General features: G+C 38.7%; 11 protein-coding genes. 7 read left to right on the forward strand and 4 right to left on the reverse strand.

Features of this window, described 5'->3' with window-relative positions; all coding sequences use genetic code 11:
* Window positions 1-97 precede the first annotated feature (97 nt).
* The gene (locus CC99x_RS03745) at window positions 98-643 is read right to left on the reverse strand and encodes an ATP-binding protein (RefSeq protein WP_057625260.1); all 546 of its coding nucleotides are present in this window, start codon (window positions 641-643) and stop codon (window positions 98-100) included.
* A gap of 13 nt (window positions 644-656) precedes the next feature.
* The gene (locus CC99x_RS03750) at window positions 657-2,618 is read right to left on the reverse strand and encodes a transglycosylase SLT domain-containing protein (protein ID WP_141651927.1); all 1,962 of its coding nucleotides are present in this window, start codon (window positions 2,616-2,618) and stop codon (window positions 657-659) included.
* A gap of 225 nt (window positions 2,619-2,843) precedes the next feature.
* Here CC99x_RS03750 and CC99x_RS03755 point away from each other — a divergent pair, with 225 nt between their 5' ends.
* Window positions 2,844-3,404, forward strand: a complete 561-nt coding sequence (locus tag CC99x_RS03755) for an anthranilate synthase component II (protein ID WP_057625258.1) — start codon at window positions 2,844-2,846, stop codon at window positions 3,402-3,404.
* A gap of 365 nt (window positions 3,405-3,769) precedes the next feature.
* Complete coding sequence (locus tag CC99x_RS03760; protein WP_057625256.1) at window positions 3,770-3,961, forward strand: hypothetical protein; 192 nt, start codon at window positions 3,770-3,772, stop codon at window positions 3,959-3,961.
* Here CC99x_RS03760 and lexA read toward each other — a convergent pair.
* Both lexA and CC99x_RS03770 read right to left on the reverse strand, forming a co-directional pair.
* On the reverse strand, window positions 3,958-4,587 hold the full coding sequence (gene lexA, locus CC99x_RS03765) for a transcriptional repressor LexA (protein WP_057625255.1): 630 nt from the start codon (window positions 4,585-4,587) through the stop codon (window positions 3,958-3,960). The two genes, CC99x_RS03760 and lexA, sit on opposite strands and share 4 nt — an antisense overlap.
* 664 nt (window positions 4,588-5,251) lie before the next feature.
* Window positions 5,252-5,551, reverse strand: coding sequence for a DUF6763 family protein (locus tag CC99x_RS03770; protein WP_057625254.1), 300 nt, complete (start codon window positions 5,549-5,551; stop codon window positions 5,252-5,254).
* 364 nt (window positions 5,552-5,915) lie between these two features.
* Between CC99x_RS03770 and CC99x_RS03775 the strand changes: the two genes are divergently transcribed.
* The 5 genes from CC99x_RS03775 (at window position 5,916) to CC99x_RS03795 (ending at window position 15,666) form a co-directional block, all read left to right on the forward strand.
* The gene (locus CC99x_RS03775; RefSeq protein WP_077065475.1) at window positions 5,916-8,405 is read left to right on the forward strand and encodes an acyl-CoA dehydrogenase; all 2,490 of its coding nucleotides are present in this window, start codon (window positions 5,916-5,918) and stop codon (window positions 8,403-8,405) included.
* Window positions 8,357-9,667: an acetyl-CoA C-acetyltransferase gene (locus CC99x_RS03780; RefSeq protein ID WP_057625253.1), complete on the forward strand. Its 1,311-nt coding sequence runs from the start codon at window positions 8,357-8,359 to the stop codon at window positions 9,665-9,667. The genes CC99x_RS03775 and CC99x_RS03780 overlap by 49 nt, the downstream gene beginning before the upstream one ends.
* A 2-nt stretch (window positions 9,668-9,669) precedes the next feature.
* Window positions 9,670-11,724 carry a 3-hydroxyacyl-CoA dehydrogenase NAD-binding domain-containing protein gene (locus CC99x_RS03785; RefSeq protein ID WP_057625252.1) on the forward strand — a complete coding sequence of 685 codons (2,055 nt, stop codon included), beginning with the start codon at window positions 9,670-9,672 and terminating at the stop codon, window positions 11,722-11,724.
* Between the two features lie 346 nt (window positions 11,725-12,070).
* Window positions 12,071-14,437, forward strand: coding sequence for a 3-hydroxyacyl-CoA dehydrogenase NAD-binding domain-containing protein (locus tag CC99x_RS03790; protein WP_077065474.1), 2,367 nt, complete (start codon window positions 12,071-12,073; stop codon window positions 14,435-14,437).
* A gap of 29 nt (window positions 14,438-14,466) precedes the next feature.
* Complete coding sequence (locus tag CC99x_RS03795) at window positions 14,467-15,666, forward strand: acetyl-CoA C-acyltransferase (protein WP_057625266.1); 1,200 nt, start codon at window positions 14,467-14,469, stop codon at window positions 15,664-15,666.
* Window positions 15,667-16,241 lie beyond the last annotated feature (575 nt).

Consider the following 16,241-nt stretch of genomic DNA (forward strand, 5'->3'; position numbering starts at 1 on the left):
CCATTGTAGGGGACGACCATTGTGTCGTCCCGAATCTGAACTGGAAATTTGGGACGACACAATGGTCGTCCCCTACAATAAGAATTATTTTAATTCGCTAAACATTATAAATCCGACAGGTCACTTCATTCCCTTGATTATTATAATCCACTTCATCAAAAGCATATTGCCTAGCAATCATAATACCTCGACCATTGTAGTTGAGCGTATTGTGATGAGATAAAAAATCTTTCCAATTAAAGCCTTTTCCATTATCTTTAATAAAGATAGTGATGGCATCAAGTGTTTTTTCAAAAATAACCTTAACTTTTTTGTTACGATTTTCAGTTAAAAAGAGTTTTTCATGTACCGTGTTGAGCCACTTGTTCTTCGTGAGTATGTTTTTTTTCTCTTCATAAGTAATGCCTAAATTTCCATGTTCAATGGCATTCATAAATAATTCATTTAATCCTGCCTCAGCCTTCAGTGGATTGGGGCATAAGTTTGATATAAATTGTGCGGTGTTTCGACCTTCTTCAAAGGTCTGAAAGCTGAAATATTTTAATTGAATAATACCTTTAGAGATTGCCTCGTAGATAGGAATAAGTTGTTCATACTGAGAAAGATCTTTTTCCTGTAAGGAAGATTTTTGAAGGTGAATCATATGAAACAATCCTCTAGTTTTTCCCTGAAATAGGTTGCATATAAGTGCTCAGTTTTTCTGGATGTCCGAGTAATTCATGGTAAATGCTTGTAGATGTCATTATGTTTTTAACGTAATCTCTGGTTTCTGCATAAGGTATATTTTCAATCCATATGTCAGCATCCATTGTATGATTTGGCATCCATCTTTTTATTCTGCCGGGGCCAGCATTGTAAGAGGCAGTTGCGAGTATGGGGTGTTTATTGTATTTGTCATTCAGATATTTTAAATAGGTTGCACCCAGTTCAATATTCTTCTCTGGTAAAAATAACTGTTGCGAAGAAAGAATATTAATATTGTGTTTCTCTGCTATATACGTTGCTGTTGCGGGCATGAGTTGCATGAGTCCTCTTGCGCCAACAGGCGATATTGCGTTGTGAAAAAAAGCGCTTTCCTGGCGTGTTAACGCAAATATCCATGCTGGATCTAAATCAAACTTTTGTGCGTAATATAAAATAGGTTTTTGATGTGCAAGTGGAAATCGTAATGAAATATCGTCCTTATATTCAGATTTAGTCAGTGCAAGGATACTTAGGTCATACCAACCTTTAGTAAAAGCCAAATGTGCTAAATGCAAGAGCTGCAAATCAGGCGTATTTTTTGTAAGCTGATACCACTCGACACGCGCAATACGTGTTCTATCCAGTGCCAGCAATTCTTCTACACGTTGCACGGTTTGAAGACGTTTCAGGCTTTCCAGCGTGCTCGTAGAAACATTGAATTTATGGTTATTTAAAGTAAGGCGTTGAGCTAGTTTTAAACTGGATAAGAATCCATAATAACCTCTGTAAGTAGCAACCTCTTGATAAATAGCTTTTGCGCTTTCACTCGATCCTAATGATTCCATAGCTCTTGCTTGCCAGTAGCGCCAAATATGTTTTGATTTTTCTGCTTCTGGTAAAGCACGGATCCATTTTAAGGTATCTGACCATTTTCCTTCAAATAAGCTGAGTCGAATACGCCATTCTTTTGCAACCGTGTCCAGTTTTTCTTCAGGGAGGCGGCTGATATATGCATAGGCGGTGTTTGTTTTCTGATGTGAAAGAAATACACCAATGTCTCTTTTTATTCTTTGGCTTTGTTCTTTGGAAAATGGATAATTTCGTTCATGTGCATTCCACCATTCTAACGCCTTTGCTGGATTCTTTCTGGCCAATGTTTGTAGTGCGGTGGTTAGGACTTCTGTCTTAATATTTTCTGGAAAAAAAGCTGCTTTAAGCTTCTTTTGATCAAAAATATTTTCTGGAGCATGGACAAATATCATCCATTTATCTGCCCATCTTTTTTCAGTAGGCGGTAAGGATGATACTAAAAATTCAGCTAATTTATAATTTTGTCTGGCGAGAGCTAACTTTATACGTTCTATTGTGTCTTTGGTGGTTAAAATACCTTTTGTTTTGAGAATAGTAAAAAGAATATTGCAATTATTGGGTTGAGAGTGACCTACGAACCAGAGTGCTTCAATTTTAGTGAGAATATAAGAATCATTTCGCGTTTGGTAAAGGCTGTGTAAATAATAACATTCATCTTCAGTTGTTTTGAGATTCTTTCCATCTTGATAAAGTTTAATGACATTATCCCAGTTTTTGCTTTCTGATTGTTGTCTTGCCCAAGCTGTTTTCAATGTATCTCGAAAAGGAAAATCAGGGTTTGCTCTTTCAAACTGCAAAATTTCTTCATAGGTGATAGATGGTTTTTGGCGGGTTTGGATTTTCTGTTTAAGTTCTTTGTAAATAAGGTAAGGGTAAAGTGGATACAAGATAAGTTTGGGTTTGAGTCGCTCGTATTCTTGCCATTTATTCTCAGTTATAAGTGTTTCTGCTTTTATAAAATTTTGACGCATTGAAGTGATATCTTGCGCACTACCATGTGCACAGGACATTGAAAATATCAGCAATAAAATAAAGTTGACCGATAAACTCAGTTTGTTTGCCATAGTAGTTTTTTTATAAATAATTAATGTTATTAATAAGGTGATAACATATCTGTTATATCGAATGCCAATCAATAAATATACAGTTATCCTCTCTTGTTATAGTAAGCATAGGATATGAAGTATGCTTCTTCCATCAATGAGATTTTGCAGTTTTATAATCCTAATTTTTTGTAGTATCTGTTATTATTATCAAAGTTTGTAAATAACTAAGTGCAGTAAAGAATTATGATACTTTTAATTGATAACTATGACTCATTTGTATACAACTTAGCTCGATATGTTGTGGAGCTGGGGTTTGAGATGTTAGTAAAACGTTGTGATGAAATCAGTATTGAAGAAATCAAAGCATTGCCTATCAGTCATCTTATATTGTCGCCTGGGCCAGGTGAGCCAAAATCAGCGGGTATTTCGATGAGTTGTGTATCTTGCTTCTCTGGAGTAATGCCTATTTTAGGAGTATGTCTAGGCCATCAAGCGATTGCAGAAGCATTTGGTGGTGAGGTTATACGTGCACCAAAGCCTGTGCACGGCAAGTCTGATGTTATTTTTCATAAAGAAAGCGGTATTTTTGATGGCATACCGAATCCTTTGACGGTAGGGCGATATCATTCCTTAGTTGTTTCTGAGCAATTGCCAGATTGTTTGGAAGTGATTGCAAGTAATGCAGAAGGCTTGATCATGGCGATACAACATAAACAACACCCAGTGATTGGCGTGCAATTTCATCCAGAATCTATTTTGACTCAAGAAGGTAAGAAGATACTACAGAATTTTTTAAGTCTTTAAAAATGAACGAAGTGAATGATTTTTCTCTTGAAGTTAAAGGAAGAGACTTAACTAGTAGATGGATTTTTTTAAATCTTTATTTTGGAAATCCCCCGCCGCAGACGGCTGCCCCCTTTGATTACAAAGTGGGCGTAGGGTGCTTCGCACCAAAACACATACTTGTATATGAGAAAATGATTCGTTGCACTCATCAGTATTTTATTAAGATCGTAATAATGTACTAGCCAGCACAGTCACCATTGAATAACAAAGCAATATAAAAATTTTGGTTGGAGCATTCAGATATTGTCTTAATTTGGTTTGCGATATCGTAGGAATTAAATTACTATTAAAATAAGGCTTGAAAAATCCGATATGGAGCGTCTATGGCTAAAGTAAATACAGTAGCTAAAGTAGAGGATTGGATGGATTCGGATGTGCGAGACAAGTTGTACCGTGATTACGCAAATGCAGTTGAAGCCTATGTCAAAGAACCCACTGTGAATAACTGGGAAAAAAAAGAAAAGGCGTTTGAAACTTACAACGCCTTAATTGAAAATTTTCGAGACCTTTCTTAAATAGAGGCTGTTCTAATAACGCCAACACCAATTCCTTCGATACTTACAGGTTGTACTGTCGTATTGACGAAAATGGGAGAATAATCTGGGTGCTCAGCTCTTAGTTCAATTTGATCACCATGGCGAAAATAACGTCTTACCACAGTTTTATTATTTACTCTTACAACAACAATTTTTCCATTCTCAGCTTTATCTGTTGCATGCACTGCTAAAAGATCACCGTCTTTTATGCCTGCAGCGGTTAAGCTTAAGCCATGAATTTTAAGTAAGAAATCAGGTTTTGGTGTGAAATACTCATTTTGGATTCTCATTCGGGCTTCAATATTCTGTTCAGAGAATAATGGGCCATCAGAAGTAGGGTTTCCAATAATGGGTAAACCAATACCAAATTCCTTGGCTAACTGTATTCCTCTAGAAGTGCCAGGTGCTAAAGAAATCGCACCTTTACGTGCTAGAGCTTTTAAATGATCCTCTGCCGCATTGACTGAGCGAAATCCCAATGTTTTGGCAATTTCTGCACGCGTTGGAGGCGCACCTGTTTGCTCTATATGATTCCTTATTACTTGTAACACTTCAGACTGACGACGTGTCAATGAGATTGCTTGTGTAGATGAGCTTGTAGGCATAGCGTTTTTTTCCTGTTTAAAGGCACAGATTTAGTATAGCTTCCCTAAAAGGGGTTCGCCAATCCGCTTTACTACCTGATGAAACCCTTTTACTCTTCGTACTTGTGTTTTATGCTTTGTTGCCTGCGCACACTCGCGCTCCTCATTTACCAACTGTAAACTCCGGTCGCTCGTTGCTTGGCGCCTCGCCTAAAACCCAATTACTGCGAGTAATTCCTTGTACTTGTGTTTTATGCTTTGTTGCCTGCGCACACTCGCGCTCCTCATTTACCAACTGTAAACTCCGGTCGCTCGTTGCTTGGCGCCTCGCCTAAAACCCAATTACTGCGAGTAATTCCTTGTACTTGTGTTTTATGCTTTGTTGCCTGCGCACACTCGCGCTCCTCATTTACCAACTGTAAACTCCGGTCGCTCGTTGCTTGGCGCCTCGCCTAAAACCCAATTACTGCGAGTAATCCCTTGTACTTGTGTTTTATACATGCTGCACTCAACACAGTGAAAGATACGGGTTTCGAAATTTCAATTTTAAATTAGTTTTTTGGCTAATTTAAGCTTGCTTATAACTAAGATATAAGAGTACTGCATACAGTGTAAGTGTGGACAAAAAGAGCTGTTCATATCAATAGAGAAAGACTAATTCTTTGTCAGAAAAAGTGCCTATTCGTTAGTAGTCGTCATCTGGTTCGAGTTCAGCCAATGGACCTGACCAGTCTTCAGGGTGTAGGGTTTCATCAGAATAACCCATATCATCGTGACTTAACTCGAAGGGGCCTGACCAGTCTTCCGGGGCGGGTATTTGTTTGAGATCAAGATCGTACCAGGTATCTAGATCTAATTCTTCGATTTCCCCAGCAAAATATTGTATTTCAACAGAATCATCATCTGAGGCAACAACCTCAAATATGTTATTAATATCATGATTTCTATACCATTTTCCAACATAAGGTTGGTGACTGTGACGCATAACCTTATCTCCCCTGATTATCAATGGTTGTGGAGCAATGGCATTGTAAAATGCACTTATTAATTAAACGATAGCACTGTATAAAGAAAAAGTCATCTGGAATAATAACTAAAAATAAACTATTGTAAATCCTAAAATGATGAAGCCACACAACTCGTTTCAGGGCTGTTCCGAAGGCATTCGTGCAAAGGAGCTAAAAGGGTTGTAAAGTAGAGCGGTCGTCTTGAGGTGCTGCGTTTAGCTATGAGACACACATTTGTTTTTCGACTTGTATAGTCTTCGCGCTTGCGAAAATGCTTGGAAAGTGAGTCTCTCATCAAAATGGAAAAAGTGAAAAAATAATAGGCTTAGGAATAGATCACACATGAGCATGCTACTATTACTCACATTAAGCATTATTTTATTAGGTTCTGTTGCCTACTTTCGATTATCACGGCTGATATGGTCACCCATACTTATTATATTGCTTGCTGATGCACAATATATTGGTAGTTTGTCATGGGGGGCAAGTCTGTTGTTATGGCCTGTCGCAATTGTTAGCCTTCTTATCGCATGGTTACCCATTGTAAGACAACAACTGATTACCAAACCTTTATTTGAATTTTTCAAAAAAAATCTTCCACCCTTAAGTGATACTGAAAAAGCTGCGATTGAATCTGGTACCGTGTGGTGGGAGGGCAAGCTTTTTCAAGGACAAGCAAATTGGCAAAAACTATGGAACATGCCAAAGCCTACCCTGACTCAAGATGAAACAGCATTTCTTAATAATGAAGTTCGCACGCTTTGTAGCATGGTGAATGATTGGGAAATTACGCATGAAAAAGCTGATCTGCCTAAGGAGGTTTGGGATTATCTGAAAAATAATAAATTTTTTGGCATGATCATTCCAAAGGAATATGGTGGGCTGGGCTTTTCTGCTCTCATGCATTCAAGTGTTATCGCTAAACTTGCCACAAAGAGTGTAAGTTTAGCAGTCACAACGATGGTACCAAACTCGCTAGGGCCTGGTGAATTATTGATTCATTATGGCACAGAAGAACAAAAGCAATATTTCTTGCCACGTTTAGCCTCGGGAAAAGAAATACCTTGCTTTGCCTTAACAGCGCCAGAAGCAGGTAGTGATGCAGGCAGCATTCCTGATCAGGGCATTGTTTGTAAGGGTACTTTTGAAGGCAAAGAAATAGTTGGTATTTCTTTGCAATTTGATAAGCGCTACATCACTTTAGCGCCCGTTGCGACCTTAGTTGGTTTAGCCTTTAAACTTTATGATCCAGAACATTTATTGAGTACGAATACCAATGTAGGGATCACTTTAGCACTCATTCCTGCTTCTCACCCAGGTGTTGAGATTGGGGCAAGACACCATCCACTGCGATTAGCTTTTATGAATGGTCCCATACGTGGTAAAGATGTATTTATACCATTAGATTGGATTATTGGTGGTGTGGCAATGGCAGGTAAGGGATGGCAAATGTTATTTGAATGTCTCTCTGTCGGTAGAGGTATTTCTCTGCCCGCTTTAAGTACAGGTACTGCAAGCTTGTCTTATGTTGCAACAGGTGCTTATGCTGCCATTCGTAAACAATTTAATTTAGCAATTGGTCAATTTGAAGGTGTAGAAGAAGCGTTGGCACGTATTGGTGGCTTTGCTTATCAGTTAGATGCCGCTAGAGTATTTACAGCACAGGCTATTGATTTGCAAGAGCGTCCTGCGGTTGCAACGAGCATTGCAAAGTATCATATGACAGAATTGTCTCGTGCAGTGAATAATGCCGCCATGGACATACATGGTGGCCGCGCCATTATGATGGGACCCTCGAACTATCTAGGTGTATCTTATCAAGCAATGCCACTGTCTATCACAGTAGAAGGTGCTAATATTTTAACGCGCAGTTTGATGATATTTGGACAAGGTGCCATACGTTGTCATCCTTATTTGAAAGATGAATTATTAGTCTTAGATGCATATAAAGACGATCAAAAGCTGGCCTTAAAACATTTTGATAAAATTTGTATCCAGCATATTGGGTATGCCATTTCAAATTTTGTAAGATCAATTACCTTGGCGTTAACGTTGGGGAAAGTAACAGAGCTCACAGCCAAGCAAGATATTAAATGCTATTTACAGAAATTAAATTGGTTAAGTGCCAGTTTGGCATGGATATCTGATATTGCGATGTTAACCTTGGGGGGCGCTTTAAAGCGAAAAGAATTATTATCGGCGCGTTTAGGCGATGTGCTAAGCCATTTATATTTAAGCTCTGCACTTTTAAAATATTATCAAGACGGTGAAAAAAGTGCTGAAGAAAGAAATCTTTTACATTGGGGCTTACAACATAACCTTTATCAATGCCAAGAAGCTTATTATGGATTGTTTGAAAACTTTCCCAATCAACTGCTTGGCAGATTAATGCGATGGGTCATTTTTCCCTATGGACGAAGGTTTTCTAAACCAAATGATGAATTATCTCATCTAGTGGCTAAAAAACTTTTGATTGAAACCCCAATTAGGCAACATTTTTCTCAATTATGCTACATTGGTGATTTAGAAGATCCTATGGGATTAATTGAAGAAACTTTTAAGCAGTTACAAATTGCTAAGCCAGTTTTAGAAAAGTTGGCTCAAGCAGTTAAAGCGGGCAATATTCATCGTTCTTTGTCATTAAGAGCACAATTACAAGCTGCGATGGCTAAAAATATTTTGACACAGCATGAAGTGAATATTGTAGAAGAGTATGAACAGCTTCGTGTAAAAGCAATAGCTGTAGATGAATTTCCATCTGACTACCCTTTAGGAAGTGAAATATGCAACAACCAAAGCAAACAACATGCGGACGAACAGTCTATATCGTAGATGGAGCACGTACGCCATTTTTAAAATTTAAAGGCGAGCCTGGACCCTTTTCAGCAGCTGATCTAGGTGTACAATCTGGGCGGGGATTATTGGCCAGACAGCCTTTTAGCGCACAGGATTTCGATCAAGTCGTTGTTGGCTGTGTTGGTCCCAGTGAAGAAGAAGCCAATATCGCAAGAATTATTGCTTTAAGACTAGGGTGTGGCAAACATATGCCTGCTTGGACTGTGCAACGAAATTGCGCATCTGGTTTGCAAGCTGTGGATTGTGCATTTCAAAGTATAGCGAGTGGTAGTGCTAATCTTGTATTGGCAGGTGGTACAGAAGCCATGAGTCGTGCCCCTCTTTTGTTTAACAAACAAATGGTGTTATGGATTTCAGCATTACAGCGCTCAAAAACAATGGGTAAGAAATTACAAGCACTTTTAAAATTCAGACCACAATATCTAGTGCCTGTTATTGCACTCTTAAAAGGCTTAACAGATCCGGTTGTCAATTTAAACATGGGACAAACCGCTGAAGAGCTTGCTTATCGCTTTCATATTACGCGCGAACAAATGGATGCCTTTGCTGTCAAAAGCCATCAGCGCACTATCGAAGCTCAGAAAAATAAAGATTTAGATGAAATTATCCCATTATATGGTAATGATGGTTCGGTTTATGAATTTGATGATGGTGCGCGTGCTGATTCCAGTATTGATAAGCTAGCAAAATTAAAGCCTGTTTTTGATAAATTTGGAAATATTACAGCCGGCAATAGCTCACAGATTACAGATGGTGCTGCATGGGTTATTTTGGCAAGTGAAGAAGCCATTAAACAATATAACTTGCCAGTATTGGCTAAAATTGTTGATATTCAGTGGGGTGCTTTAGATCCCAGTATTATGGGGTTAGGACCTGTTCATGCAATGACACCTATCTTGACTCGCCAACAGTTGAGTTTAAAAGATATTGATCATTTGGAAATCAATGAAGCATTTGCAGCTCAGGTAATCGCTTGCTTAAAAGCATGGCAAGATAAAGATTATTGTGAAAAAGAATTAGGATTAGATCATATCATGGGAGACTTTGATGAGAGTAGATTGAATCCAGAGGGTGGTGCAATTGCATTAGGGCACCCTGTAGGCGCATCGGGTGCACGATTGGTATGTCACACTGCTAAAATGCTGACAGCACGTAGCCAACAAAGAGCATTATCAAGTCTTTGCATTGGTGGGGGGCAAGGTGGTGCCATATTGATCGAACGCGTAATTGGGGTTTAACAATGGAACAAAATATGACGGGACAATACGAACATTGGAAATTAGATATTGATAACCAAGATATTGCTTGGCTTACCTTAGACAGAAGCGATAGTGCTGTAAATAGCTTGAATGAGCCAGTTTTAAGAGAATTTGATCACATTCTCAATTTGCTTGGTCAAAAAAAACAAGCCAAAGCGGTTATTATTCAATCTGGGAAAAAGACAGGTTTCATCGTTGGGGCAGATATTTCCCAGTTTAAGCAATTAAGCAGTGCGGATGAAGCGACACAGTTAATTAAAAAAGGTCAAGAGATATTTAATAAATTAGAAAATCTTCCTATTCCAACCATTGCGTTGATTTCAGGTTTCTGTTTGGGGGGAGGGTTAGAATTAGCACTTGCCTGTACTTACCGTATTGCTGAAGATTCAGGCAAAACGAAGTTGGGATTACCGGAAGTAAAATTAGGTATACATCCAGGTTGGGGCGGCACAGTGCGTTTGCCCAAACTCACAGGTGCTATGACAGCGATGGACATTATCTTAACAGGCAAGAATTTAAGACCCAAAGTTGCTAAAAAGTTAGGTGTTGTTCATGAAGCAGTGCCTAAAAGATTACTCAAACAAGCGGCGCTTGTTTATGCTTTAAATCCACCAAAGCAGTCAAAACCTTCTTTGTTTATAAAATTACAGAATGTGCAATGGGTGAGACCTATCTTAGGAAAATTATTTAGAGCGCAGCTTAAAAAGAAAATCAAAGAAAAACATTATCCAGCACCTTTTAAAGTTGTTAAGAATTGGATTAATTACAATGTTTATGCTGATAAAGCTATGCATAAAGAGGCTGAGTCTATTGGTAGTTTATTGGTTTCAGATACCTCTAAAAATTTAGTGAAAGTATTTTTCATGCAAGAAAAACTAAAAGGGCTTGCACGCGGTGTAGATTTTTCTGTGAATCATGTGCATGTTGTGGGTGCGGGCGTGATGGGCGGAGATATTGCTGCTTGGTGTGCAATAAAAGGCTTAAAGGTAACCTTGCAAGATCAATCTCCACAGTTTATTGGGGGCGCTATCAAGCGTGCTTATGATCTTGCGCAAAAAATACTCAAAGAAAAGCATTTGGTTCAAGCCGCGATGGACAGATTGAATCCTGATGTAGAAGGTTATGGTATTGCGCATGCAGATGTGATTATTGAAGCAATTACTGAAAAACTAGAAGCAAAACAAAATTTATTCAAAATGCTAGAAGAGCAAGCGAAACCAGAGGCTATTTTAGCGACCAACACTTCTACGATACCATTGGAAGAGATAAGCAGTGTTTTGAAAAAACCGGGGCGCTTAGTTGGCATACATTTCTTTAATCCCGTTTCAAAAATGCCATTGGTAGAAGTAGTTCATGGTAAAAATACAGTGCAAAGAGTCATTGAAAATGCGGTCTACTTTGTCAAAAAAATCGACAAATTACCTTTACCTGTTAAAAGCTCACCAGGATTCCTTGTAAATCGTATCTTGTTCCCTTACATGTTAGAAGCGGTTGCTTTATTAGAAGAAGGTATTTCAGGGCCTATGATTGATAAAGCGGCTGTTGATTTTGGTATGCCTATGGGACCCATTGAGCTGGCAGATACGGTTGGCTTAGATGTATGTTTAAATGCATTGGAAAAAATGTCTGGCTTCTTAGATATTAAGGTGCCGGAAAAATTAAGAGACTATGTAAAACGCGGTGATTTAGGACGCAAAACAGGCAAAGGTTTCTATCATTACAAGAATGGTAAATGTCAAAAGCCCAAAATTTCTAAATCAGAAAGCATGCCATCAGATACAACGGATCGTTTAATGTTTCGTTTATTAAATGAAGCGGTTGCTTGTCTCAGAGAAGGGATTGTTGAAAATAGCGAATTGCTAGATGCGGGCTGCATCTTTGGTTTTGGATTTGCACCTTTTAGAGGTGGTCCAATGAATTATATTCGTAACCAAGGAGAAGAGAGAATGCTGAAACAGTTGGAAGATCTAGAATCTCGTTATGGCAATCGCTTTGCAGCAGATGAAGGGTGGCAGAAAAGTGGAGCTGTTGCCTAAACGCTTCGCAGTTTAATTTTATGCTTCCGGATTGATGAGCTTTGCGAATCAATGTTCTTTCTTTGTAATCAAAGAAAGAGGCACCGGTTAGGTGCGAGAAGGATTTTTAAAATTAAGTTTAGAAAATCCATCTACTCGCTAAAGCGAGCTTCTTCCCTTGATAACAAGGGAAGAGAATTATTCACTTCGTTCATTGGCAGAAACTAATTTTACAATTATGTAGGGTGGATAAAGCGTTAAGCGTGTCCACCATTACTATAAAAATTATCTCTAATCACTGCGAAAGACAAATACGCATAGATATAAACATAGAAATTCTACTCAGTATATTTAAAAGGAGTTCAGTGTGAAATCACTTTTGGTTAGAAAAGCAGCCGTTTTAGGCGCTGGTGTCATGGGTGCTCAAATTGCTGCCCACCTTGCAAATCAAGGTATTCAAACCATTTTATTTGATTTGGCAGGCGATACAAATCAGCCAAATGCAATATCTGAAAATGCCATTAAAAGTTTAGAGAAATTAAAACCACCACCTCTAGGTGCTGCGACTGTTATACAGCGCATTATACCTGCTAATTATGATCATCACTTAGAGCTTTTAAAGCAATGTGATTTGGTGATTGAAGCAATTTCAGAAAGAATGGATTGGAAAAAAAATCTATATAAAAAAATATCTCCTTATTTAAATGATAAAGTTGTATTGGCAAGTAATACATCGGGACTTAGTATTGAACAATTAAAAGATGGTTTGCCAAAGGTATTGCAAAATCAATTTTGTGGTATTCACTTCTTCAATCCACCACGTTATATGAAGTTGGTTGAGATTATACCGCATTCATCCACCAGCCAAGATATTATTTCTCAATTAGAATCGTTTTTGGTTTCAAGATTGGGTAAAGGTGTCATTATTGCCAAAGATACTCCCAATTTTATTGGAAATCGAGTGGGTGTTTTCTCCTTATTGTCTGTTTTATACCATGCTGAATCGCTGAATATATCTCCCGATTTGGTAGATGCATTGACAGGCCCGCTGATTGGGCGCCCGAAGAGTGCGACTTTTAGAACAATGGATGTAGTGGGCTTAGATACCTTAGCGCATGTTGTTACAACGATGAGCACACAATTGGAAGCTGATCCTTGGTCTAATCGTTTTAAATTACCTAATTGGGTTCAAAGCTTAATTGAAAAAGGCGCATTGGGGCAAAAAGCTAAAGCTGGTATTTATAAAAAAGAGAAAGATGAAATTCGTGTTTTTGACGCGCATGACAAACAATATCGTAAGATTCATGCAGAATTAAGCCAAGCAGTGAAAGATTGTTTTAAAGAAAAGAGCTGGGAAACTCGATTTTCAATGATGAGCACATCGAATGATAAGCAACTCCAGTTTTTATGGAGAACTTTTAGAGATCTCTTCCATTATTGTGCATACCACTTAAAAGAAATTGCAAATACGGCGCGTGATGTCGATTTAGCAATGCGTTGGGGTTATGGTTGGGAACAAGGTCCCTTTGAGATATGGCAGTCCGCTAATTGGCATAAAATAGCTAATCAGATCAGTGCTGAAAAGCAGGATAAAGAAGCCATTGAGGCAATTCTACCTGCATGGGCAACGAAGGCTACTTTTACGGGTGCTTATCATCAAGGTCAATCCTATGATCCGCATTCTGATCAATATGAACCACGTTCAGATAATCCTGTTTATCAACGTCAGATTTTCCCAGATAGGGTTTTAACAGAAAAACACATGGATGGGGATACTTTGTATGAAAATGAAGGCGTGCGTTTGTGGACACGTGATAAAGAGATCGGTATTTTAAGTTTTAAATCTAAAAAGAATTGTATTGGAGATGAGGTTTTAATAGGCACCCAAGAAGCCATCCTGCGTGCAGAAAAAGATTTGAAGGGGCTGGTCATTTGGCAAAATAAAGAGGCAGACTTTAGTGTGGGTGCTAATCTAGTGCAAGTAAAAGAGGCACTAGAGGTGGGGCGATACGATAAGCTTGAACATGCTGTTACAGAATTTCAAAAAACAGCAATGATGCTGCGTTATGCCAGCATACCAACAGTATGTGCTTTAAAAGGCTTGGTATTGGGTGGTGGTTGTGAAATTGCAATGCATGCAACACGAAGAGTGGCTGCTTTTGAAAGCTATGTTGGATTGGTTGAAGTGAGCGTTGGTTTGTTGCCGGCAGGTGGAGGCACTAAAGAACTTGCTCGTAAAGCTTATCAAATTTCTCGTTATTGTCGATTAGATCAGCCTGTTGGCAAATTCTTTGAGCAAATCGTAAAAGCTCAAGTTTCTGCAAGTGCCAATGAAGCAAAACAATTGTGTTATTTAGAAGAGAGTGATTTTATTTGTGCAAATGAAAATGAATTACTCTTTGTTGCACTTGAGGTTGCAAAAAATTTAGCCAGCATTGGATATGCCCCCCCCGTATCAGAACCATTTGCTGTTTTAGGCAAAGCAGGTATTGCTAATATGCAGACAATGTTGGTGAATTTACGCGAAGGTGAATTTATCACGGATTACGAATACTTAATTGGTCAGCAAATTGCAAAAGTATTGTGTGGTAGCACGGTAGAATCTGGCAGCATTGTTAACGAAGATTGGATGCTCAAATTAGAGCGTGATGCGTTGTTAGAATTGTTGCATCATGATGAAACACAAGAGCGTATTAAGCATATGTTGAAAACTGGCAAACCGCTTCGCAACTAAGCTGCTAAAAAATGAATGGAGATAAAGTAATGACGCGTCAAATACAAGATGTTTACATTGTATCTGCTATTAGAACACCGATTGGCAAAGCCAAAGGCGCATTTGCCTTTACACGCCCAGATGATTTGCTGAGTGTCGTATTACACGAAATTGTTTCTTTGAATCCGCAAATTGCACCAGAAGAAATAGAAGACGTTATTGTTGGTTGTGCAATGCCTGAAGCGGAGCAGGGCATGAATGTCGCACGTATTGCCACCTTGCTCGCAGGCTTGCCTATTTGTGTCCCCGCTATGACTATTAATCGTTTTTGCTCTTCTGGCTTACAAGCCATTGCGTTAGCGCGTGACAAAATTGCATTAGGTGAAGCGGATGTGATGATTGCAGGTGGTGTTGAAAGCATGAGCATGGTGCCTATGGGCGGGCATCACTTTAGTGCAAATCCAAAATACTTTGAAAATGATGAAGAGTATGTGGCACTTTCATTTGGGATGGGGATTACCGCTGAAAATGTAGCTAAAAAATGGGAAATCAGCCGTGAAGCACAAGATGAATTTGCTTATGCTAGTCATCAAAAGGCAATCGCAGCTATTAAAAAGGGTGAATTCGTAGATCAAATAGCGGCAATTTCAACTGAAAAGGCTTTCCCCAATTTAAAAAATCAAACAAATCCTATTATTAGAGAAGATGTGCGTATTGATCAAGGTCCTCGTATGGATACTAGCCTTGAAGTTTTGTCAAAATTGCGTCCTGTGTTTGCGCAAAATGGTAGTGTAACAGCAGGTAATACTTCACAAATGAGTGATGGTGCGAGTGCATTATTATTAGTGAGTGAAAAGTATCTAACGAAGCATGATTTACAACCTTTAGCGCGTTTAATGAGCTTTTCAGTGGCGGGTGTTTTGCCAGAATATATGGGAATTGGGCCTGTTGCAGCCATTCCTAAAGCATTGAAAGCCAGTGGCCTAAGCTTGAACCAAATTGAGTGGATAGAGCTCAATGAAGCATTTGCTGCGCAAAGTTTAGCCGTGATAAAAGATTTAGACATTGATATGAATCGTGTCAATCCAGTCGGGGGAGCCATTGCGATGGGGCATCCATTAGGGGCAACAGGTGCTGTTTTGTCAACCAAGCTTATACATGGTATGCGTAAACGTAATCAGCGCTATGGTATGGTAACGATGTGTATTGGGACGGGTATGGGGGCTGCTGGTATCTTTGAAATCTTGTAGTCTTCGCACATGGCGTTTCTGGAGTGTTGTCTTCGCTCTCTCGCAATCCTCATGTACTTTTATACATTAAAATGTTTATGAGATCTTCTGATGTAGGGGCCGGCCGTTGTGCCGGCCCGTTTAAATGCGGATGAAAAAAGGGCGGGCACAGAGACCCGCCCCTACGAATGAATTGGTTCCTGTGTGGCTTGGCTGCAATTAAATTGATTGTATAGAAAAAACCATTACTGAGCTTAAATAAAATGTATGCATACCGTAGTTGATTCCAAGGGAAGATAATCATTCACTTTGTTCATTTCTTAACTGACCCACATTATGGTACAAGCATAGATCAGATTTGGTTTGTTTCTTAGCTTTTAAAGTTAGAAAGTAAACAACATCATCATAAGCAAAAGGGTATATCATTTTTCTTATGGCTCTAAGTTACCTTAAATTTCAGATAAAATTCATTTAAATTTAAGCGTCTAATCATCAAAGGCATCGTATTATTTTGTCAAAAAAAGTTTAAAAAAGATCTTGAAATTAATTTTTTTAACTCAAAGCATTCACAACAGCCTAGTAACTCGGTAAAGTAG

Origin of the sequence: Candidatus Berkiella cookevillensis, assembly GCF_001431315.2 — a bacterium.
Lineage (GTDB): Bacteria > Pseudomonadota > Gammaproteobacteria > Berkiellales > Berkiellaceae > Berkiella_A > Berkiella_A cookevillensis.

Excerpts from the sequence above, each read along its gene's own strand:
- CC99x_RS03780 (WP_057625253.1), top strand. The coding sequence starts at position 8,357 with ATGCAACAACCAAAGCAAACAACATGCGGACGAACAGTCTATATCGTA.
- CC99x_RS03775 (WP_077065475.1), top strand. The coding sequence starts at position 5,916 with ATGAGCATGCTACTATTACTCACATTAAGCATTATTTTATTAGGTTCT.
- lexA (WP_057625255.1), bottom strand. The coding sequence starts at position 4,587 with ATGCCTACAAGCTCATCTACACAAGCAATCTCATTGACACGTCGTCAG.
- CC99x_RS03795 (WP_057625266.1), top strand. The coding sequence starts at position 14,467 with ATGACGCGTCAAATACAAGATGTTTACATTGTATCTGCTATTAGAACA.
- CC99x_RS03760 (WP_057625256.1), top strand. The coding sequence starts at position 3,770 with ATGGCTAAAGTAAATACAGTAGCTAAAGTAGAGGATTGGATGGATTCG.
- CC99x_RS03755 (WP_057625258.1), top strand. The coding sequence starts at position 2,844 with ATGATACTTTTAATTGATAACTATGACTCATTTGTATACAACTTAGCT.
- CC99x_RS03750 (WP_141651927.1), bottom strand. The coding sequence starts at position 2,618 with ATGGCAAACAAACTGAGTTTATCGGTCAACTTTATTTTATTGCTGATA.
- CC99x_RS03770 (WP_057625254.1), bottom strand. The coding sequence starts at position 5,551 with ATGCGTCACAGTCACCAACCTTATGTTGGAAAATGGTATAGAAATCAT.
- CC99x_RS03745 (WP_057625260.1), bottom strand. The coding sequence starts at position 643 with ATGATTCACCTTCAAAAATCTTCCTTACAGGAAAAAGATCTTTCTCAG.
- CC99x_RS03785 (WP_057625252.1), top strand. The coding sequence starts at position 9,670 with ATGGAACAAAATATGACGGGACAATACGAACATTGGAAATTAGATATT.